Source organism: Klebsiella sp. 141203, assembly GCF_032601985.1.
Lineage (GTDB): Bacteria > Pseudomonadota > Gammaproteobacteria > Enterobacterales > Enterobacteriaceae > Klebsiella > Klebsiella aerogenes.
Window position 1 is genome coordinate 1,103,827 of record NZ_JAQIRL010000001.1, and the last position, 19,925, is coordinate 1,123,751.

General features: G+C 54.5%; 20 protein-coding genes and 1 other annotated feature (1 of these 21 running past the window's edge). Of the genes, 7 read left to right on the plus strand and 13 right to left on the minus strand.

Annotated features, from left to right (window positions below):
• Positions 1 to 186 precede the first annotated feature (186 nt).
• Both shiA and PGR29_RS05430 read left to right on the plus strand, forming a co-directional pair.
• A complete protein-coding gene (gene shiA, locus PGR29_RS05425) occupies positions 187 to 1,506 on the plus strand; it encodes a shikimate transporter (protein ID WP_113373524.1) in 1,320 nt (439 codons plus the stop codon).
• A gap of 13 nt (positions 1,507 to 1,519) precedes the next feature.
• The gene (locus PGR29_RS05430) at positions 1,520 to 2,260 is read left to right on the plus strand and encodes a lipoyl protein ligase domain-containing protein (RefSeq protein ID WP_316424187.1); all 741 of its coding nucleotides are present in this window, start codon (positions 1,520 to 1,522) and stop codon (positions 2,258 to 2,260) included.
• A 5-nt stretch (positions 2,261 to 2,265) separates the two neighbouring features.
• On the opposite strand, the gene PGR29_RS05435 is transcribed toward PGR29_RS05430, so the two are convergent.
• Positions 2,266 to 3,003, minus strand: coding sequence for an HPP family protein (locus tag PGR29_RS05435; RefSeq protein WP_316424188.1), 738 nt, complete (start codon positions 3,001 to 3,003; stop codon positions 2,266 to 2,268).
• Between the two features lie 199 nt (positions 3,004 to 3,202).
• On the opposite strand from PGR29_RS05435, the gene PGR29_RS05440 reads away from it, so the two are divergent.
• Positions 3,203 to 4,312, plus strand: coding sequence for an adenosylhomocysteinase (locus PGR29_RS05440; RefSeq protein ID WP_087860485.1), 1,110 nt, complete (start codon positions 3,203 to 3,205; stop codon positions 4,310 to 4,312).
• 38 nt (positions 4,313 to 4,350) lie between these two features.
• Here the strand turns inward: PGR29_RS05440 and cobT are convergent, their stop codons facing one another.
• The 7 genes from cobT to dacD form a co-directional block, all read right to left on the minus strand.
• On the minus strand, positions 4,351 to 5,409 hold the full coding sequence (cobT, locus tag PGR29_RS05445; RefSeq protein WP_316424189.1) for a nicotinate-nucleotide--dimethylbenzimidazole phosphoribosyltransferase: 1,059 nt from the start codon (positions 5,407 to 5,409) through the stop codon (positions 4,351 to 4,353).
• Between the two features lie 27 nt (positions 5,410 to 5,436).
• Positions 5,437 to 6,177 (minus strand): adenosylcobinamide-GDP ribazoletransferase, encoded by a 741-nt coding sequence (gene cobS / locus PGR29_RS05450; RefSeq protein ID WP_113373520.1) that lies wholly within the window; start codon positions 6,175 to 6,177, stop codon positions 5,437 to 5,439.
• Positions 6,174 to 6,716, minus strand: a complete 543-nt coding sequence (cobU, locus tag PGR29_RS05455; RefSeq protein WP_308958549.1) for a bifunctional adenosylcobinamide kinase/adenosylcobinamide-phosphate guanylyltransferase — start codon at positions 6,714 to 6,716, stop codon at positions 6,174 to 6,176. The genes cobS and cobU overlap by 4 nt, the downstream gene beginning before the upstream one ends.
• A gap of 172 nt (positions 6,717 to 6,888) precedes the next feature.
• A complete protein-coding gene (locus tag PGR29_RS05460; protein WP_015365834.1) occupies positions 6,889 to 7,212 on the minus strand; it encodes a DUF496 family protein in 324 nt (107 codons plus the stop codon).
• A gap of 168 nt (positions 7,213 to 7,380) precedes the next feature.
• Positions 7,381 to 8,439, minus strand: coding sequence for an FUSC family protein (locus PGR29_RS05465; RefSeq protein WP_045391654.1), 1,059 nt, complete (start codon positions 8,437 to 8,439; stop codon positions 7,381 to 7,383).
• A gap of 98 nt (positions 8,440 to 8,537) precedes the next feature.
• Positions 8,538 to 9,011 carry a DNA gyrase inhibitor SbmC gene (gene sbmC, locus PGR29_RS05470; protein ID WP_113373519.1) on the minus strand — a complete coding sequence of 158 codons (474 nt, stop codon included), beginning with the start codon at positions 9,009 to 9,011 and terminating at the stop codon, positions 8,538 to 8,540.
• Positions 9,012 to 9,162: 151 nt separating this feature from the next.
• Positions 9,163 to 10,329, minus strand: a complete 1,167-nt coding sequence (gene dacD, locus PGR29_RS05475) for a serine-type D-Ala-D-Ala carboxypeptidase DacD (protein ID WP_316424190.1) — start codon at positions 10,327 to 10,329, stop codon at positions 9,163 to 9,165.
• 406 nt (positions 10,330 to 10,735) lie between these two features.
• Here dacD and PGR29_RS05480 point away from each other — a divergent pair, with 406 nt between their 5' ends.
• Positions 10,736 to 11,884, plus strand: a complete 1,149-nt coding sequence (locus PGR29_RS05480) for an acyltransferase family protein (protein ID WP_316424341.1) — start codon at positions 10,736 to 10,738, stop codon at positions 11,882 to 11,884.
• Between the two features lie 155 nt (positions 11,885 to 12,039).
• Entirely contained in the window at positions 12,040 to 13,461 is a 1,422-nt protein-coding gene (gene sbcB / locus PGR29_RS05485; RefSeq protein ID WP_316424191.1) for an exodeoxyribonuclease I, read from the plus strand.
• A gap of 38 nt (positions 13,462 to 13,499) precedes the next feature.
• On the opposite strand, the gene fusA is transcribed toward sbcB, so the two are convergent.
• Positions 13,500 to 15,602 (minus strand): elongation factor G, encoded by a 2,103-nt coding sequence (gene fusA, locus PGR29_RS05490; protein ID WP_316424192.1) that lies wholly within the window; start codon positions 15,600 to 15,602, stop codon positions 13,500 to 13,502.
• A 238-nt stretch (positions 15,603 to 15,840) separates the two neighbouring features.
• Here fusA and PGR29_RS05495 point away from each other — a divergent pair, with 238 nt between their 5' ends.
• Positions 15,841 to 16,152: an ArsR/SmtB family transcription factor gene (locus tag PGR29_RS05495; RefSeq protein WP_015365828.1), complete on the plus strand. Its 312-nt coding sequence runs from the start codon at positions 15,841 to 15,843 to the stop codon at positions 16,150 to 16,152.
• A gap of 113 nt (positions 16,153 to 16,265) precedes the next feature.
• Here PGR29_RS05495 and plaP read toward each other — a convergent pair whose 3' ends face one another.
• The 4 genes from plaP to PGR29_RS05510 all read right to left on the minus strand — a co-directional run bounded on the left by plaP (position 16,266) and on the right by PGR29_RS05510 (position 19,655).
• Positions 16,266 to 17,624: a putrescine/proton symporter PlaP gene (plaP, locus tag PGR29_RS05500; RefSeq protein WP_015365827.1), complete on the minus strand. Its 1,359-nt coding sequence runs from the start codon at positions 17,622 to 17,624 to the stop codon at positions 16,266 to 16,268.
• The gene (yoeI, locus tag PGR29_RS24910; RefSeq protein WP_096335043.1) at positions 17,614 to 17,676 is read right to left on the minus strand and encodes a membrane protein YoeI; all 63 of its coding nucleotides are present in this window, start codon (positions 17,674 to 17,676) and stop codon (positions 17,614 to 17,616) included. Before yoeI ends, plaP begins: the two co-directional genes overlap by 11 nt.
• A gap of 236 nt (positions 17,677 to 17,912) precedes the next feature.
• Positions 17,913 to 18,794 (minus strand): LysR family transcriptional regulator, encoded by an 882-nt coding sequence (locus PGR29_RS05505; RefSeq protein ID WP_213794933.1) that lies wholly within the window; start codon positions 18,792 to 18,794, stop codon positions 17,913 to 17,915.
• Between the two features lie 36 nt (positions 18,795 to 18,830).
• Complete coding sequence (locus PGR29_RS05510) at positions 18,831 to 19,655, minus strand: SDR family oxidoreductase (RefSeq protein WP_045379289.1); 825 nt, start codon at positions 19,653 to 19,655, stop codon at positions 18,831 to 18,833.
• A 176-nt stretch (positions 19,656 to 19,831) separates the two neighbouring features.
• On the opposite strand from PGR29_RS05510, the gene hisL reads away from it, so the two are divergent.
• The gene (hisL, locus tag PGR29_RS05515; RefSeq protein ID WP_009654477.1) at positions 19,832 to 19,882 is read left to right on the plus strand and encodes a his operon leader peptide; all 51 of its coding nucleotides are present in this window, start codon (positions 19,832 to 19,834) and stop codon (positions 19,880 to 19,882) included.
• Positions 19,858 to 19,925, plus strand: a sequence feature (His leader region); it runs 55 nt beyond the window's last position. (Overlaps the previous gene by 25 nt.)

The window sequence follows — 19,925 nt, forward strand, 5'->3', positions numbered from 1 at the left end:
GGTCAACAGTTAACCCACGCCAGTGGTGAAAATTAAATGTTCGATTTAGACATTTTTTACTTTATTGTCTTTCCGGCAGGTAAAAAACTTTTCAGTTGCGCTTATGCACGGTAATCTCCCTAACGGCGCGTAGATAAGAAAGCGTCTCATTCAAATAATAACAAGTTAGCAACAAACAGGACAGGCATGGACTCAACGCTTATTTCTCCCGACTCCGGCAACGGGGTTGCCTCTCTTCATCGCGCTCGTCGTGCGGCATGGGGCAGCTTTGCCGGCGCCGTCGTCGACTGGTACGATTTTCTGCTGTACGGCATTACCGCCGCACTGGTGTTCAACCGCGAATTTTTCCCACAAATTGGCCCGGCAATGGGCACGCTGGCAGCCTTCGCGACCTTCGGCGTCGGCTTCCTCTTCCGCCCGCTCGGCGGCGTGATCTTCGGCCATTTCGGCGACCGCTTAGGTCGTAAGCGCATGCTGATGATGACCGTGTGGATGATGGGGATCGCCACCGCCTGTATCGGGCTCCTGCCTTCCTTTAACCAGATTGGCTGGTGGGCGCCGGTTTTGCTGGTGATTTTGCGCGCAGTACAGGGCTTCGCCGTCGGCGGCGAATGGGGCGGCGCGGCGTTGCTGTCGGTTGAAAGCGCGCCGAAAAACAAAAAAGCGTTCTATAGCAGCGGCGTGCAGGTGGGTTACGGCGTCGGGCTGCTGCTCTCTACTGGGCTGGTATCGCTTATCAGCAGTTTCACCACCGATGAGCAGTTCCTTAGTTGGGGCTGGCGCCTGCCGTTCCTGTTTAGCGTAGTGCTGGTACTGGCGGCATTGTGGATCCGCAACGGCATGGCCGAGTCGGCAGAGTTTGAGCAGCAGGTGCAGAAAACGCCCGCCGCGGTGAAAAAACGCCTGCCGGTACTGGAAGCGTTGGTACGCCATCCGGGTGCCTTCTTATTAATCATCGCCCTGCGCCTGTGTGAACTTTTAACGATGTATATCGTGACCGCATTCGCCCTCAACTACTCGACACAAAACCTCGGCCTGCCGCGTGAACTGTTCCTCAATATTGGGTTGCTGGTGGGCGGCATTAGCTGTTTTACCATTCCCTGCTTTGCTTGGCTGGCAGATAGGTTTGGCCGCCGACGTATCTATATTACCGGGGCGCTGATCGGAACATTAAGCGGCTTCCCCTTCTTTATGGCGCTGGAGCAGCACTCGCTGTTCTGGATCCTATTTTTTGCCCTGATGCTGGCCAACATCGCCCATGATATGGTGGTTTGCGTGCAGCAACCGATGTTTACCGAAATGTTTGGCGCCAGCTATCGCTACAGCGGCGCAGGCGTCGGATACCAGGTGGCCAGCGTGGTCGGCGGCGGTTTTACGCCATTTATCGCCGCCGCGCTGGTCACCTTCTCTGGCGGCTCGTGGCACAGCGTGGCGATTTATCTGACGGTCGGCTGCCTGATCTCTGCCGTCACGGCGATGTTGATGAAAAACCGGCATCCGACATAACAAGGGAGGCTTCGTGATAACACAACAGAACACAGACTGCTGGCCTGCCGGGTTCAACGCCGACGAATTACCGATTGTCCGCTGCGATGATCCCACGCTTGCCGAACTGCCTCTGTTCGAGCGCGCGCGCCGAGGTGAAGCCGTCGCTCAGCTCTGGCAGGCGCCGCAAGGGTTCGTGGTGCCCGGCAGTTACCGGAAATTCGCCAATCTGGCCGCCGTCAGTGAATCCTTTGCCGCCCGCGGCTGGCCGGTGTGGATGCGTCGCTCCGGCGGTGGGCTGGTGCCGCAGGGGCCGGGGATCCTCAACCTGAGTCTTGCCTGGCCGGTAACCCAGCCGTTAGGCGAAGCCGCCGAACCTATCTATCTGTTGTTGTGTGGAATATTGCAACGCACGCTGGCGACCCTTGGCGTCGAAAGCCATTTTCAGGCCGTCAGCGGTTCTTTCTGCGACGGGCGCTATAACCTCGCCTGCGGCGAGGGGGAAGACGCCCGCAAGATTGCCGGTACCGCTCAATACTGGCGGCCCATAGCCGAAAGCCAGGTGCACATCGTCCTGGCTCACGCCGTGATATTACTGGATGCCGATCTGCAGGCCGCACATCAGGTGGCCAATGATATTGAGGCGCTGCTCAGCAGCGGTAAGGTCTACCGCGCGGACAAAACGATTACGCTCGCCGAATTATTGCCTGGTGAACCCGACCTCATCGAGCGATTCAGGCTGGCGCTAGCTAAGGCATTGCAACGGGTGCCTTAATAGCATCACTGGCGCGCTTTTTGACCGGCGGCGAGACGCAGCCGGGCCTGCTGTTCAATATTCTCCAGTAGTTCCTGCACATCGTCCTCGCCGATATCAAGGAACTGCCCTTCCATCAGCGCGGCGTGAATATCTTCGCGAGTGACTGCAATCCCCATCGGCACTACATTCGGCTTCACCTCTTCCGCCGCCAGCGGATGCGGATAGCGGCGCCCGACCAGATTGTTGAAGACGATCGCCAGCAGCGCCAACATCATGGAGTTCAATAATACCGGCGTCAGCACAAACTGGTAGCCTTCACTGTGTACGCTGGCGCCGCCAAGAATGGCCGTGAGCGCCACCGCGCCGCCTGGTGGATGCAGACAACGCAAAAAGTACATCCCGGCAATCGCCAGCGCCGCCGCCAGGCCGCAGGCGATTGCCGTATCCGGCACCAGTAGTCCGACAGTGACGCCGATCAGCGCCGAAAGCACGTTGCCGCCAACGATAGACCAGGGCTGAGCAAGCGGGCTGCTGGGCACGCCGAATAGCAATACCGCCGAGGCCCCCATCGGCGCAATAAACCACAGATTCACCTCGCCCAGCAGCCAGTGGCTGAACATACTGGTCACCGCAAGTCCCGTTCCGGCGCCGATTGAGCCCAATAAAATATGCTTTTTAGCAACGGGTAAGGCATGAGGTTTTAAACGGCCGAGAAAAATACGCGCGCGGGAAAATAGCGGGCGCTGTAAAACGCGTAACATCGAACGAATCGCTCACATCATAGGAATAAATGATGTTTCATTGTCTTTATTTAACCATTCATTAACAACCATGTATTTATGATGCCTATTATTTGCAACTTTACCGGGCAGTGTGGGTTATGTGATTTATACACCCTGCGTTAGAATCATCTTCCCCACTGGGGTTAAACCCACTCTACGGATTAAAGGTCACAATACGGTGAATAATAAGACAAATTTAACGAAAGAAGTGGCATGGGCTAGCCAGAATATGCCGCGCACCCTGCGTCAGGTGGCGGCCCTTCCCGACCTCAGCGAAGTGCGCCTGGCCTGCTGTATGCATCTCGATATGAAAATGATCCCGCTGGTGCAGGGGCTCCTTGAGAAAGGGGCGAAAGTCTTTTTGACCACCTGTAATCCAACCACCGTACAGGATGAGGTTGTTTCCTGGCTGGTGGAGCGCGGCGCGGAAGCCTGCGCCTGGCGCAATATGAGCGATGCTGACTGGCAACAATCATGGGAAAAAGCCATCGCCTGGCAACCAACCCACCTGTGCGAGATGGGCGCGGATATTACCACCCTGCTCCACCAGCGCGGCGAGTTCGGCAATGTCGTCGCCGGCCTTGAAGCCACCGGCTCCGGCGTCAATCGCCTCGGTGATATTCGCCCCGGCTACCCTATCTTTAACTGGGATGATCTGCCGGTCAAAGAAGGGCTACATAACCGCCATATGGTCGGCCTGACGGCCTGGCACACTTTCTTCCAGACCACTCACCTTACCCTACATGAGAAAAAAGTACTGGTGATCGGCTACGGTCTGGTCGGGCAAGGCGTTGCCGCGGCGGCAAAAGCCTTCGGCGGCCAGGTTATGGTGGCGGAAATCGATCCGGCGCGCCGTTTACAGGCCGCTTATGACGGCTGGCATGTCGTAGATTTACAGGATGCAATCGCATCAGCCGATGTCGTCGCCACCGCCACCGGCGGCAAGAAAGTGGTCAACAGCCTGGCGCTGGATAGCGCTAAAGATGGCGTGTTTATTCTCAACGTCGGACACGTGGCGGAAGAGATTGATTGCGAACACCTGCGCCAGTTCCCGCATGAAGAGGTTATGCCCTATATCAATGCTTATCGGATGCCGGGGAAAACAATCTATCTGATGGCCGATGGCTCAATGCTCAACCTTACCGCCGGTTTTGGCGATAGCCTGAATGCGTTTGATGTCACCCTTGCGGTGATGGCCAGCGGCATTCGTCATATCGTTACCGACGGTATGCAGGCTAAAGCGGATGTTTATCTGCTGCCGCAAAGCGTGTGGCAGCAGGCGCTGTAAGCACTATTTCGGGGGGCCGGTCGGCGCCCCGAAGCCGGTTAACGGTTTTCCGGCAGCACGATATTGCTCTCAGCCAGCGTCCCCATGTCGTTGAACATCGCTCCTGCCGCCTCCACCAGATGCATGGCTAACGCCGCGCCGCTGCCCTCGCCTAAGCGCATGCCCATCTCCAGATAAGGTTGCAACTGCAGGTGCTCCAGCGCAATACGTGCCCCCTTCTCCGCCGACAGATGCGACGGAATCAGGTACGGATGCAACTGTGGCGCGATCCGGCAGGCCGCCAGTGCCGACGCGTACGATAAAAAGCCATCGAGTATTACCGGCAATCCGCAGGAAGCGGCGCCCAGCATGACCCCGGCCATCCCGAGCAAGTCAAAACCGCCCACTTTTGCCAGCACGTCGAGGCCATCTTCGGGTGAAGGCTGGTTGACCGCTATCGCCCGGCGTACCACTTCCGCCTTGTGCGCCAGCTGCGATATTGGAAGGTTCGCGCCGATGCCCACAACATCGCCGGCATCATGATCGGTCAGCACGCTGACTACTGCCGCAGCGGGGGTCGTGTTAGCCATTCCTAATTCGCCCACGCCGAACAGACGCACGCCCTGCTCCGCAAGCTGACGGGTGTAGCGCATGCTCGCCAGCAGCAGCGTTTCAGCCTGCTCGCGACTCATCGCCGCGGTACAGGCAATATTACCGCTGCCGCGCGCCACTTTCATATTTACCAGCCCAGGGATCGGTTCGGCGTCAATACCGATGTCAACTACCTGAACATCAGCCCCGGCCTGAGCTGCCAGCACGCAAACGCCGGTATTCTTACGGGTCATATTGACCGCCTGAATCGCGGTCACCGCCTGTGGCGAGACGGTAACACCTTCATGCCAGACGCCGTGGTCGGCGCACATGACCACGATAGTTTTGCGTGGAAAACGTAATGCGCCCTGTAGCCCCGGCATACCGGCCAGCTGAATCGCCAGCGATTCCAGACGCCCCAGGCTGCCGGGCGGTTTCAACAAGCCGTCAATATGCTGACGAGCCCGCGACATCGCGCTTTCGTCCGGCCGCGGGATGGCCGCTAACCATTCACTTATTGTATCCATATGCTTCCTGTCAGCGCGGTGTGTGCTCTATAGCAACGCCAGTAAAAAGATAACTTCGCCCAGTTCAATGGCCGCTCCCAGCGTATCGCCGGTTTGCCCGCCCAGCGTGCGCTTCAGCGCCTGACCAAGCGCCGACACCACCAGCAGCGTTATAACCGCAGCCAGCAGGCCCTGCACGCCCAGCAGCAGCGTTGCCAGCGCCAAGGATAGCGCCAGGGTAATGACGGTCTGCCGGAAAGTCACCTTGCCAATAAATACGTTACCAAGCCCCTGCTCCCGGGCATAACGCTGGCGGTACATTAGCAGCACCGACATCCCACGCGCCACAGCGCAGGCGGCAGCCAGCGCCGCTAGCATCGAGGTACCGCGCAGCGCCAGTTCGCTAATGACCAATACCTTTGCCACCAGCACAAAGATCAGCGCCAGCCCGCCGTGCGTCCCCAGCCGACTATCACGCATGATCTCCAGCATCCGCTCGCGGCGACGGGCTGAGAAGATCCCATCGCAGGTATCCGCCAGGCCATCAAGATGAAAACCGCCGGTCAGCAGCGCCAGCGCCAGTACGGCGAACAGCGCGGCCAACGGCAGGCCGCACCAGGCATGAAGCGCCAGCATCACCAGCCCGGCAATCGCGCCAAGTAGTAACCCCACCAGTGGGAAAGTCACGATCCCGCGCTCATATTGATCGATTTCCAGCCCCTGCGACCAGCGGGCCGGAACCGGTATGCGGCTCATAAAGGAAAGCGTGGCAAAGAACGATTTAATCATTTGATTTTGACTCCTATCCCTGAAACAACCAGCCACACCTCATCGGCAGCCGCGGCCAGCATCTGATTCACACGCCCGGCAATATCGCGAAAATGCCGCGCCAGCCGGTTGTCCGGCACGATTCCCAGCCCCACCTCATTGGTGACCAGCAGCACCGGCGACGGGCAGGCACGGCAGGCAGCAATCAGCTGAGTGATTTCTTGCGTGACTATCCTTTCCAACGCAGCGTAATCCCATTCATCAGGATCCGTTTCCCCACCTTCAGCGAACAGAATATTGGTGACCAGTGTAGTAACGCACTCAAGCAAAATAGCTTCATCGGGTGCGTTATCGGGGGTAATGAGTGGCGTCAGGTCACGGCTGCGCTCCGCTGTACGCCAGTGCGGCGGTCGGCTATTGCGGTGATGTTGAATGCGTGCGGCCATTTCATCGTCAATAACGGCTGAAGTGGCGATATAGAGCACCGACGTGCAGGATTGGAGTAAAGATTCGGCGTGACGGCTTTTGCCGCTACGCGCGCCGCCGGTAATCAGTATCATCGCGGCGGTACCTGAATCTGGGACAGCATGTGATAAACCCTTCCGGTATCAATAAGTTCACGGCGGCAGTATAACAAACTGTCGGCTTAAAGGGCGATGCTTATACGGAGGTTTAAGGCAGGAAGACGGAAAAGCCCGGCGGCCAGCAATGCCGCCGGAACTAATGAGTGGTTTATTCGCCGACTTTGGCTTCACCCATCACTTTGAGTTTTTTAGAGATGTCGCGACGCTCTTTCGACAGCTCGGCGTTTTTGATGATGTAATCGTCAACGCGGTCTTCATAATCGGTTTTCATGCTGGCGATGATACCCTGAATGGCTTCAACGCTCATACCCGGCTTGATGTAGTCGCTGAGGTTGTCCAGCAGCAGGACACGCTTCTGGTTATCACGGATCTTTTTCTCAACGTCCTGAATTTCACGCTGCAGCTTGTTCTTACGACGGAACAGACGAACAAACTCCAGAACGTCCTGGAAAGAAGGCTTAGTTGTTTCCATTTTTACACCCCTAATATTTGAGATTCGGATTCGCTAAAGCGACTGCCCTATAGGGCTAACATAACTGCTAGCAGTCGCTGATGACAATGTTTTTTCCTTTGCGTTTATCATAACCCTAAATGCTGCTGAATCGAAGCAACCTGTTCACTTCGCGCACGTATCTGTCTTTTATTTGCGCAGCGCGCGGCAAATAAGGTGCGACAGCAGCTCAAGCTGGCGCGCCAGCTCAATGGTCAGCCAAACATAGCCGTGAATCGGCGTTTCCGACAGATTATCGTCCTGATGCTCTTTGATAAGCTGTCGCAACTCGACCACAATCTCGTTGAGCTTCTCGGTGTTGGCGCGTACCGGCTGCGGGTTTCCCTCATACAGGGCATGGGCGATAGTCAGCAACGTTTGCTGGGTCATCCGTTGGGTTTCGCGCAAAGTCTGGGCGTTGAGCATCACAAAATGGCCCTGACGAGAGGCCCAATAAGCGTTGATTTGCAGTTCCAGCATGCATACCAGATTACGGCTGACGGTCTGAATGGCTTCGAAGATTGCTTTCTGAATATGCGTTTCTTTGCTGGCCGGGGTTATCAACCCACGCATTTTCACCACGTCATTGAGCGCTTTCTGAAGATGTTTTTCCAGCCGCGGGCGCTCAACCAGATTCGGCGAAAAACCGGCCTGATACAGCCGATTAAACGTTGTGACGTAATTCGCCATCTGGATGCGCCAGTGCAAAAACGCCCGCTGCGGCCAGATACCGGTAAACAGCATCGCCAACAGTGAGCCGAAGATGACATCGCCGCTTCGCCACAGCGCGGTGTTCATATCACCCGGCGGCGCGCCGACCACCACCGCCAGCGTAATGCCAATCAGCAGCGCCTGGTAGGGCCGCTTGCCGAGCGCCAGCCAGCCGCAAAGGAACATCGCCACCGCGCACCACAGCACCATGATTGGCAGTGAGATAAGTTCGAGTTTGAGCGCCACCAGCCCCAGTACCGAACCGAGGATAGTGCCGCCAATACGTTCGAAGGCCCGCGGCACCACATTGCCCCAGAAAGAGATAGGCCCCATCACCACCACCAGGGTGATCAGAGGCCAGGTGCCCTCCGGCACGTTCAGCAGACGCACCAGCAGGAAGGTCAGGACAAAAGCCAGCGCGATGCGGATACCGTGCACAATTCGGTAATGACGATACAGACGGATCTCAAATGGCTTAAGTGATTTATCAGCGCGCACGGCCTGCTCCGGCAAACAGAAAAGGCCAATTGTAGCCGCTTTTTTCGCAAGCGCACTGCGCTAATGTAAAAAACCTTGTCAAGATAAGGGATAACGACTTACGAGCCGATACGGTTCACCGCCACATACATCTCAATATCCCAGTGACCATCCTGGTTGCCATCGTTAAGATAAATTTCAAAACAGGGCTTATCCGCGATTTCGAACTCGCTGCTCTGCAGCAGGCTGTCAAAGAACTGCAGCCAGGGCGTGGAGAAATCATGGTTAATGACCCGCGCGCTGGCGCAGGCGTAGTCGCCACCGGCAATTGCGGTGAGGATCACCCCTTCGCTATTAGGCGGGATGACGTAATCATCGGCCACGGTAACAACGGTGTCACAACGCAGTTTTTCCGCCGGTACCTGCTGCGGATTATCGTAATAAACCGCGACCCACTCCTGCGCCGGCACCTGGTGGTGACTGACCCACGCCGCCAGTTGTTCAAACCCCTGTTTTACGGTCTGCTCCCAGGGGCCAACCATATGAAACCCGGCAATCTTGCGGGGAGAGAGAGATTGAATGCTGTAGTTCATAGCGCCTCCAGTGTTGATAAAATACTGTATAAATATACACTAAATTTAGCAGCCAGATGAACAACAGTATGTACGCGGATTCACAGAGTCGCCACAAGCGCGAAATGAATGAAGCCCGCCGCGGAGTGCGGCGGGCCAGAGGGTAACGAGATTAAATGCCGTGATGCAGATAATCGCTCAGGCGGGAAAACATCCCGCCCTTGCCTACGCTTTCCAGGGTCACCAGCGGCCAATGCCCGACCACTTTGTCGCCATCGTAAAGCGAGATTTCGCCCACGCGTTGGTTAGCGGCGAGCGGCGCTTCCAGATCCTTAGTATCCAGTACATATTTTGCTTTGATACGCGGAACTTCTGATTTCGGGATCGCGAGCCAGAAGTCCCGATCGGTGCCGAGCTTGATCTGCTCTTTGTCGCCATACCAGATATGTTCGACGCCGACCTGCTTACCTTTTTGCAACACTTGCACGGTGTCAAAGTTCTGTTGACCCCAGTGCAACAGCTTAGCCACCTGCTCTTCTCGCCCTTTTGGACTATCGGCTCCCATCACCACGGCAATCAAACGACGCTGCCCATCGACCGCCGAGGCAATAAGGTTGAAGCCCGCTCCGGAGGTATGGCCGGTTTTCAGACCATCGACATTCATGGTTTTGTCCCACAGCAAACCGTTACGGTTCTGCTGGGTAATGCCGTTCCACGTCAGGCTTTTTTCGCTATACATATGATAGACATCCGGCTCGCCGTGAATGATGGCCCGCGACAACACCGCTAAATCATAGGCGGAGCTATGCTGGCCTGGCGCGTCGAGTCCATGAACGGTTTCAAAATGGGTATCTTTCAAATGCAATTTTTCAACGTAGCTATTCATCAACGCGACAAATTGCGGTTGGCCGCCGGCAACATAGTCAGCGAGCGCGACGCAGGCGTCATTACCGGAGTCGACGATCAGACCGCGGCTAAGATCGCGAACGCTGACGCGATCGCCCGCTTTAAGGAACATCAGCGAAGAACCGTTAAACACCGGATTGCCCTTGGCCCAGGCATCCTTACCGACGGTGACCATATCATCAAAGGTAATGCGGTGGCTGTCTATGGCCCGGTCGACGACGTAACCGGTCATCAGTTTGGTTAGGCTGGCGGGGTTACGCTGTTGGTGTTCGTTACCGGCGGTCAGGATTTGACCGGTAGTGTAGTCCATCAGCACCCAGGAACCGGCCTGGATCGAGGGCGGCGTCACGGTGACGGGCAAATCAGCGGCAGCAAATGCGCAAGAAACGCTCGAAGCGAGCAAAGTTACAGCAAATAAAAAACGGCCTTTCAACGGCATATCCTCAAGATTTACAGATTCGCCGTCCTTTTTACGGAAGTTCGCCTGAGAGATCAGGGTTAAATTGCAAGAAAATATGACATGATCTTTTTATCTAATGTTATTCAAAGACGCCATGCACAGAAGCTAGTCTCTATTGTTGTTAATAGAGCAATAAAGCGCCAACAATCACCATGCAATCAATAAGGATAAATTATTGTCTTTTTATTGAATAAAAAGCTTTCATGAAAGAAATCGGAAAGAAGTACGAATGTATTACCTACTAAAATTTTGGATCACAACCATTACTCAGTGAACTCCTAAAATCATGTACAAGCCATACTGGCGTTAGACATTTGTTTCATATTATAGTAGGTATTGGAAGATCTTTTACATGTTATTACTCAATGATGGTGGAAAAATGCATCAAAATAAAAACTGGTCTCCTGAGCTTGATGGCTTGCGAGGCTATGCTTCCTTGTGGGTCCTGCTCGGTCACATTTGTATTTTGACACGATGCAACATCCCTATCCTGAGTAACCCGGATTTTGGTGTCGATCTTTTCATTTTGCTGTCCGGCTACTTGATGGCCAAGAATTACATAGAGAGGCAGCATGTCGAACCCTGGACGTCCGTGAAAACGGTAACTTCATTTTGGACAAGGCGCTTTTTCCGAATCGCCCCGCTTTACTATGTCCTTCTAATTGTGGCATTTATTTTCGGTGAAACCTTTGGCCATTACCGGGATGCTATCGCGCTGGCATGGCCTGAAACGCAAACGGAGACCGCGAGATATACCGACTCTTCAATGGCGAACGTGTTAACGCACATCTCATTCACCTTTGGTTTCCTTCCATATTATTCATTCAGGACAGTTCTTCCTGACTGGAGTATTGGGCTTGAAATGCAATACTATGCCCTGTTCCCGTTTATCATGATGCTGGTTTTGGGGATTGGTTTCATTAGGACTTGCCTGGCAGTGATTGTAATGTGCGTAATGGCAGCATTTATTTTTCCTGGATATTTCGCCGCATTCCCTATGCCCTCAATGATTTTATTCAAACTACCTTTATTTATATCAGGAATGTTGCTCTATAAAGCCGTAGCAGAGAACAGTAAGATTTATGTTATGGTTGCATTGCTTTCCCCACTCGCTGCATTTTTAATGGGTTACTTTACTTCACCTATCAGGATGATCATTGAGATTATGATAATCCTTGGGATGTCGACTCTTCTGATGCCACATAGTGAGAAATCGCCACTAAAAGGTATTGTCTTCCTGGGCAGAAAGCTACTTTCCGCCCGCTTCAGCCAGTTCCTCGGCGACGTATCTTATTCGGTATATCTGTTGCATTTAATGATTGTTATTCCGTTGATCGGATGGCTTGTTCAACATCAGACCTATGTGCAACTTCCTGCATTGATCCGTTTTGTTATTGCTGCAGTGATAATTTTACCAATAACTTATATCATTGCTATAAACCTATACAAATACATTGAAAAAAGAGGCATTGCATTGGGGCGTAAAATTATAAAACCTAATAGCATTAAGGTTAACGAAACGGCTTAAACAATACCTATAGCCAAAGAGAGTACGTGGCGATATTATTTTAAAATAATAGCGCCACGACATTAAAATCCAATACAAACTTTAGTTGCGCCTTCAATGCTTATAGGTGAAAATTAGCCTATCAAATAGATTATCAAAGCGATTACATTTCAATTATGGCTGACGGCGAACAACAATCCTTCCTCTTCCACGACTACGAAACCTTCGGTACCAGTCCTTCGCTCGACCGGCCGGCGCAGTTCGCCGCCATCCGCACCGATAGCGATCTGAATGTCATTGGCGAACCGGAAGTCTTCTACTGCAAGCCTGCCGACGACTACCTGCCGCAACCACAGGCGGTGATGATTACCGGAATTACGCCACAGGAAGCGCTGGCCAAAGGCGACAACGAGGCCGCTTTCGCCCGCCGCATCAACGATCTGTTCACGGTGCCGAAAACCTGTATCGTCGGCTACAACAATGTCCGCTTTGATGATGAAGTCAGCCGTAATATTTTTTACCGCAACTTCTACGATCCGTACGCCTGGAGCTGGCAGCATGATAATTCGCGCTGGGACCTGCTGGATGTGATGCGCGCCTGCTATGCCCTGCGCCCGGAAGGTATCAACTGGCCTGAAAATGAAGACGGTCTGCCAAGCTTCCGCCTTGAGCATCTGACCGTCGCGAATGGCATAGAGCATAGCAATGCCCACGATGCGATGGCCGATGTGTACGCCACTATTGCGATGGCGAAACTGGTGAAGACCCATCAGCCGCGCCTGTTTGACTATCTGTACAGTCATCGAAATAAACGCAAGCTGGCGACGTTAATCGACGTGCCGCAGTTGAAACCACTGGTCCACGTTTCCGGTATGTTCGGCGCCGCCCGCGGCAACACTAGCCTGGTCGCGCCGCTGGCCTGGCATCCGGATAACCGCAATGCGGTGATAATGGTTGATCTGGCGGGGGATATGTCACCGCTACTGGAGCTTGAGGCTGATACTCTGCGCGAGCGTTTGTACACCCCGAAAGACGAACTCGGCGATTTACCGGCAGTGCCGATTAAGCTCGTTCATTTAAATAAATGCCCGGTGCTGGCGCAGGCCAATACGTTGCGTCCGCAGGATGCCGACCGTTTAGGTATCAATATTCAGCGCTGCCTGGAGAACGCCCAACTGCTACGCGCAAATCCGCAGGTTCGTGAGAAAGTGGTGGCCCTGTATGCCGAAGCCGAGCCGTTCGTGCCATCGGATAATGTTGACGCCCAACTGTACAACGGATTCTTTAGCGATGCCGATCGCGCGGCGATGAAGATTGTGCTGGAAACCGAACCCCGTAATCTGCCGGCGCTGGATATTACCTTTGCTGATAAACGCATTGAACGCCTGCTGTTTAACTACCGCGCGCGTAACTTCCCCGGTACGCTTGATGAAAACGAACAGCAGCGCTGGTTAGAGCACCGCCGTAACGTCTTTACGCCGGAATTTTTGCAGGCCTATGCCGATGAACTGCAGGTGATGTATCAACAGTATGCTGACGATAGTGAAAAACAGGCCCTGTTGAAGGCGCTGTGGCAATATGCGCAGGAAATCGTTTAACCCGGGCCAGGCCGTCACCGTAGCCCGGGAGTACTGACTTAACTTTTCGCGCGGCTGGCGATGATGTCGTCGGCCACGTTACGCGGCGCTTCCGCGTAATGATGGAACTCCATGCTATAGGTCGCACGGCCCTGCGACATCGAGCGCAGCGTGGTGGAATAACCGAACATTTCGGCCAGCGGCACATCGGCACGAATAATCTGGCTACCGAAACGCTCCTCCATCCCCTGCACCATTCCGCGACGGGAAGAGAGATCGCCCATAATATTGCCGGCGTACTCTTCCGGCGTCTCCACTTCGACGTGCATCACCGGCTCCAGGATCACCGGGTCCGCTTTTCGCGCCCCTTCCTTAAAGCCGAAAATCGCCGCCATACGGAAAGCCATCTCGGACGAATCGACGTCATGATACGAACCAAACGTCAGGGTCGCTTTAACGTCGACAACCGGATAGCCCGCCAGCACGCCGGCGCCCATCGCTTCACGCAGCCCTTTTTCCACAGAAGGGATGTATTCACGCGGTACCACCCCGCCTTTGGTGGCATCTTCAAACACAAAGCCGCTACCCGCAGCCAGAGGCTCCAGGGTCAGCACGACGTGCCCATACTGCCCCTTACCGCCGGACTGCCGCACAAATTTCCCTTCCACATCCTTCACCGTTTTACGGATGGTTTCCCGATAGGTAACCTGCGGACGGCCAATATTTGCCTCAACGCCAAACTCGCGTTTCATACGGTCGACGATAATCTCCAGATGCAACTCCCCCATCCCGGAGATAATCGTCTGCCCGGACTCTTCATCGGTATGCAGGCGGAAGGACGGATCCTCGGAAGCCAACCGCTGTAGCGCAATGCCCATTTTCTCCTGGTCGGCCTTGGTCTTCGGTTCAATCGCCAGCGAAATAACCGGTTCCGGGAACTCCATACGCTCGAGAGTGATGACCGCATCCGGATCGCACAGCGTATCACCCGTCGTGACATCTTTTAAACCAACGCAGGCGGCAATATCACCGGCATGCAGCTCGTCGACTTCGTGGCGATCGTTGGCATGCATCAGCACGATGCGCCCGATACGCTCTTTCTTGCCCTTCACCGGGTTAAAGACCGCATCGCCTTTTTTCAACGTTCCGGAATAGACGCGAATAAAGGTCAACTGGCCGACGTAGGGATCGGTCATGAGTTTAAACGCCAGCGCCGACAGCGGCTCATCGTCGCTCGGGTGACGTTCCGCCGGTTGCCCCTTGTCATCAATGCCCTGAATCGCCGGAATATCCAGCGGCGACGGCATTAACTCAACGACCGCATCGAGCATCCGCTGCACGCCTTTATTTTTAAAGGCGCTGCCGCAGAGCACCGGCTGGATTTCGCCGTCGACCGTGCGTTTACGTAGCCCGGCCACAATTTCCGCTTCGCTCAGTTCGCCGCTTTCGAGATATTTATCCATCAGCTCATCACTGGCTTCCGCCGCGGCCGAAACCATTTTTTCCCGCCACTGCCGGGCCGTCGCCAGCAGGTCATCAGGCACAGGCGCATAGCTGAACGTCATCCCCTGCGTGGCATCATCCCACAGAATGGCCCGCATCTTTATCAGGTCAACGACGCCGGTGAAATGCTCTTCGGCGCCAATTGGGATCACAATCGGCACCGGGTTGGCCTTCAGGCGATCGATCATCATTTGCACCACACGGAAGAAATCGGCGCCCGGGCGGTCCATTTTGTTCACGAACGCCAGTCGCGGAACGTGATACTTGTTGGCCTGCCGCCAGACGGTCTCTGACTGCGGCTGTACGCCGCCGACCGAGTCATAGACCATCACCGCGCCGTCCAGCACGCGCATCGAGCGTTCTACTTCGATGGTAAAGTCCACGTGCCCCGGGGTATCAATGATATTGATACGATGGGGCTCAAAGCTGCGGTCCATCCCGGGCCAGAAGCAGCTTACCGCTGCGGAAGTAATGGTAATCCCACGCTCCTGCTCCTGCGCCATCCAGTCGGTAGTTGCCGCGCCATCGTGTACTTCACCCAGCTTATGGCTCATCCCGGTGTAAAACAGAATGCGCTCAGTGGTGGTGGTTTTGCCGGCATCGATATGCGCGGAGATACCGATGTTGCGATAACGTTCGAGGGGGATGGGTCGGGGCATGATGCGTCCTTAGTCATTTTGACTGTCAATGAGCGGCTAAATCTGCCGCGGTTAGGTTTACGGCATCTATAATAGTACAATTGTACGAGTATATTCGAACTATTTTCACTATCACTGCTATCGGACAGCTTGCGACGGCGCGCGTGGCGCAAGAAAAGGAGTTTGGGTATAGTAGCCGCCAGCCGCCGATACGGGTTGCTGTTCGCGTGAACAGCACAACCGCCGACACAGGAATATTATGATCGCCAATCACCCCGAACGTGAACAAATTCGCCTCGAAAATGTTCTTTTTGCCCTCGGCAACCCCTTGCGGCTGGAAATCATTCGCACGCTCTCCGACGGCAGCGAGCAGAGCTGTAACGCGCTGCGCAAAGAAGATATCGCTAAATCCACCATGACTCACCACTGGCGGGTGCTGCGCGACAGCGGCGTGATCTGGCAGCGGCCACAGGGGCGTGAAAATCTCATTTCGCTACGCCGCGACGATTTGGATGCCCGTTTTCCAGGACTGTTGGATACACTGCTTAATGTGATGCGACAGGAGAAGTAAGCCATCCCTGTCCCCCCGGTAAGGCGACCGCCGCCAGCGGGGGAAAAACCAGCGGACGCCAGAAACAAAAAAGCCGGAGGTCTCCCTCCGGCTTTTCTTATCATAAAGCGTAATTACGCAACGTCTTCGTACTGCGGTACCGGGTTGCGGAAGCTTTTGGTTACGCACGCCAGGTAAATCAGACCGATACCGGCCCAGATCAGACCCAGGATCATCGAGCTCTCTTCCAGGTTAACCCACAGCGCGCCAACGGTCAGAGCGCCGCACATCGGCAGGAACAGATACTGGAAGTGGTCCTTCAGCGTCTTGTTGCGTTTCTCGCGGATCCAGAACTGGGAGATAACCGACAGGTTAACGAAGGTAAACGCCACCAGCGCGCCAAAGTTAATCAGCGCAGTCGCCATCACCAGGTCAAAGTTAATCGCCAGCAGCGCGATCGCGCCAACCAGGATGATGTTCATCGCCGGGGTGCGCCAGGTCGGGTGAACGTAGCCGAAGAAGCTTTTCGGGAATACGCCATCACGGCCCATCACGTACATCAGACGCGCAACGCCAGCGTGCGCCGCCATACCGGAAGCCAGCACGGTGATGGTGGAGAAGATCAGCGCGCCTACCTGGAAGGCTTTACCTGCCACATACAGCATAATTTCAGGCTGTGAGGCATCCGGATCCTTAAAGCGCGAGATATCCGGGAAGTACAGCTGCAGGAAGTAGGTGGCAAAAATGAAGATCAGGCCGCCAATCAGCGCAGTCAGGAAGATAGCGCGCGGAATAACGCGTTCAGCATCCTTGGTCTCTTCAGACAGATTGCTGATGCCGTCAAAGCCGGTAAATGAGAAGCAGAGTATCGTCGCCCCGGTAATCATCGGGATAACGTGCGCATCGCCGGACCAGAACGGACGGCTGCTGGCCAGCGTACCGGCGCCCTCGCCTTCAAATACGCCATACACCACCATGCCGAGGATCACGGCAATCAGCACCACCTGCAACACCACGATAACGGTATTGAAGTTGGCGACGGACTTGATGCTGCGCAGGTTAAAGGCGGTCATGAACGCGACCAGCGCGATAACAAACACCCACGATGGAATCGAAGGCACCAGCGCTTCAAAGTAGATTTTCGCCAGCAGGATGTTGATCATCGGCGCGAACAGGTAGTCGAGCAGAGAGGACCAACCCACCATGAAGCCTACGGTCGGGCTAATGGATTTCTGGGCGTAGGTATACGCGGAACCCGCGGAAGGATAACGGCGTACCAGCTTCCCGTAGCTCAGCGCAGTAAAAAGAATAGCGATTAACGCAAAGGCGTAGGCCGTCGGCACGTGACCGTCGGTCATACCAGAGACGATACCAAACGTATCGAACAGCGTCATCGGCTGCATATAGGCCAGGCCCATCATTACAACCGGAACTAACGTAAGCGTTTTACGTAATTCCACGCGAGAGGTATTTGGAGTAGCGTTATGCGACATAGTTATCCCCTTTTACGGTGAAGGCCAGCGCGTAAGCAAAAAATTGCCCCATTTCTTTCTATTCCTCAGCGACAACGACTGTCGGTTTTTAGTAAATATCTATCCGGTACGAAGCCCGGCCTCTTGGTATTGAATGATGTGTCTTTCGACCAAAAAAATAACCGACACTTTAAAAAAAGCGTCGGCTAGTCTCTGGTTTTCAGGCTGCGTATTTTGCAACAACTTCTGGCTTAATGACAAGATGTTGTAGGGTTTATTAATAGGCTAAGAATTCTAACCGACTAATATTCATACTATTTTAGTATTGTAGATCTGACGAATAGCACTATTTGCTAATATCGCTTGTAACCACCATTGCGCGGCAAGGCCAAAAACGTCTTCATTCCAGCCAATCCATGCCCGATGCAACCGCGCGGGTGTGGTAATGCGTTTCTCGACCAATTTTCCCTTCTCAAGCCAGGGCTCAGCCAGATAACGCGGCAGGTAGGCCCAGCCCATGCCGGCGCATACCAGCTCCAACAGGCCGTTCATATCAAAAACCGTCACCGTCTCCTGCTTTTCGCCCGGCGGTAAAGCGGCAGCGCAAATAATCGTCCGGTATCGCTGTAACACTCGCAAACTCAACGGTTCCTTAGCCTGCGCCAACGGATGATTAACCTCGACTACAAAACACAGATCCAGTTCGCCAAGCAGACGAAAACCATAACCCACCAGCGTTGGCGGCTCGTTAAGCGCGCCCAGCACCATGTCGACCTCGCCTGCCGCCAGAGCATCCCAACCGCCAGCAGCGGTGAACTGCAAACGGGTCACGTTGTGCTGTTGATAAAACTGTTCCATCAAGGAAGATAAAAGAGAGAAAGGGAAAGTCATATCGACACTGATGGTCAGAGTATTTTCCCAGCCCTGATGTAGCCTGATGGCCTGCAGCTCAAGTTCGCGAGCGGTATGGAGTAGCTCACGCCCCTTCTCCAGCAGCATCTGCCCGGTGCAAGTAAAGCGCGCCCGATGACCGCTGCGATCCAGCAGTTGGATATTCAGATCGCTTTCTAATTTATGGATGGTATAGCTCAGCGCCGAAGGGGTTTTATAGAGCTTTGCCGAGGCCGCGGCAAAGCTCCCCTCTTTATCTAAGGCATCAAGAATAACGAGAACATCCAGCAGTGGTTTCATCGCCCCCCCTTACGGTACGCGATCGTCTGCTGGCGGTTACTCCATCGGCATCACCAGCGGATCGGGGTACTGGTATTCAAAGCCAAGCTCATAGCATATCCGGTTGCCATCAATGATTTTGCCTTTACCCCCCTCCGGGTTATCGGTAAATACCGGTAACGGCAGCCCAAGTTCACGGGCCATCTGCGGATAAAAGACGCCGCGCGCCGGATGCTGCGGCGCACATATATTATAGATGTGTCCGCCTTTCGGAGCCTGAAGCAATAACTCAATTGCGGCAATAACGTCCTGCAGATGCACCAGATTGACCCCGTGCTGGCCATCCGGGGCCGATTTACCGGCAAAGAAACGGCCCGGATGGCGCGATGGTCCAACCAGTCCGGCAAGACGCAGAATATCCACCGAGGTCCCCGGCAACGCATGCAGCCAGTCCTCCAGCTCTTTCAGAACCCTGCCGCTGGCGGTTTGTGGATTGCGTGGCGAATTTTCCTTCATCGTCCCTTCGGTATTGCCATAAACCGAAGTCGAACTGGTAAAAATAATGCGTGGAATATGCCGCGAGAGCGCGGTATCGACAATCTCCTGCACCGCCTGTAGATAAAAATCTTCCCCGGGCCCCGTGCGCCGCGCAGGTAACGTGATGACCAGCGCATCGACGTTCATCATCGCGTCCAGATCCTCTGCATCACAGATCAACTGGGGTTCAAGGCGCAGCGGATACCCTTCAATTCCGCACATCCGCGCCGCCTCTACGCCGTCCTGCGTCGTTTTACTGCCGGTGACATGCCAACCGCGCGCCCGCAATGACAACGCAAGCGGCATGCCCAGCCATCCTAACCCGACAATCGCGACCTTTTTCATACCCTGGCTCCTGACTCATTCGCTGTGCTGATACTAGGCTACGCTAGCCTGCGAGACCTGACAATTTGTTCGGCGAATATGAAATGAATTAATGATGGAAAAAAGGACTTGCTTTATGCGCCGCAACTGGTTTAGGTTAAAAGACATCAAATGCATAGTCATTCAAAGAGAATTTTATGAACAGCGTTCAATTTAAAAACCACCACCATCACCATCATCCTGACTAGTCTTTCAGGCGATGTGTGCTGGAAGACGTTTGGATCTTCCAGT

Excerpts from the sequence above, each read along its gene's own strand:
- shiA (WP_113373524.1), top strand. The coding sequence starts at position 187 with ATGGACTCAACGCTTATTTCTCCCGACTCCGGCAACGGGGTTGCCTCT.
- PGR29_RS05435 (WP_316424188.1), bottom strand. The coding sequence starts at position 3,003 with ATGTTACGCGTTTTACAGCGCCCGCTATTTTCCCGCGCGCGTATTTTT.
- cobT (WP_316424189.1), bottom strand. The coding sequence starts at position 5,409 with ATGGATACAATAAGTGAATGGTTAGCGGCCATCCCGCGGCCGGACGAA.
- cobS (WP_113373520.1), bottom strand. The coding sequence starts at position 6,177 with ATGATTAAATCGTTCTTTGCCACGCTTTCCTTTATGAGCCGCATACCG.
- cobU (WP_308958549.1), bottom strand. The coding sequence starts at position 6,716 with ATGATACTGATTACCGGCGGCGCGCGTAGCGGCAAAAGCCGTCACGCC.
- PGR29_RS05460 (WP_015365834.1), bottom strand. The coding sequence starts at position 7,212 with ATGGAAACAACTAAGCCTTCTTTCCAGGACGTTCTGGAGTTTGTTCGT.
- sbmC (WP_113373519.1), bottom strand. The coding sequence starts at position 9,011 with ATGAACTACAGCATTCAATCTCTCTCTCCCCGCAAGATTGCCGGGTTT.
- PGR29_RS05480 (WP_316424341.1), top strand. The coding sequence starts at position 10,736 with ATGCATCAAAATAAAAACTGGTCTCCTGAGCTTGATGGCTTGCGAGGC.
- sbcB (WP_316424191.1), top strand. The coding sequence starts at position 12,040 with ATGGCTGACGGCGAACAACAATCCTTCCTCTTCCACGACTACGAAACC.
- fusA (WP_316424192.1), bottom strand. The coding sequence starts at position 15,602 with ATGCCCCGACCCATCCCCCTCGAACGTTATCGCAACATCGGTATCTCC.
- PGR29_RS05495 (WP_015365828.1), top strand. The coding sequence starts at position 15,841 with ATGATCGCCAATCACCCCGAACGTGAACAAATTCGCCTCGAAAATGTT.
- plaP (WP_015365827.1), bottom strand. The coding sequence starts at position 17,624 with ATGTCGCATAACGCTACTCCAAATACCTCTCGCGTGGAATTACGTAAA.
- PGR29_RS05505 (WP_213794933.1), bottom strand. The coding sequence starts at position 18,794 with ATGAAACCACTGCTGGATGTTCTCGTTATTCTTGATGCCTTAGATAAA.
- PGR29_RS05510 (WP_045379289.1), bottom strand. The coding sequence starts at position 19,655 with ATGAAAAAGGTCGCGATTGTCGGGTTAGGATGGCTGGGCATGCCGCTT.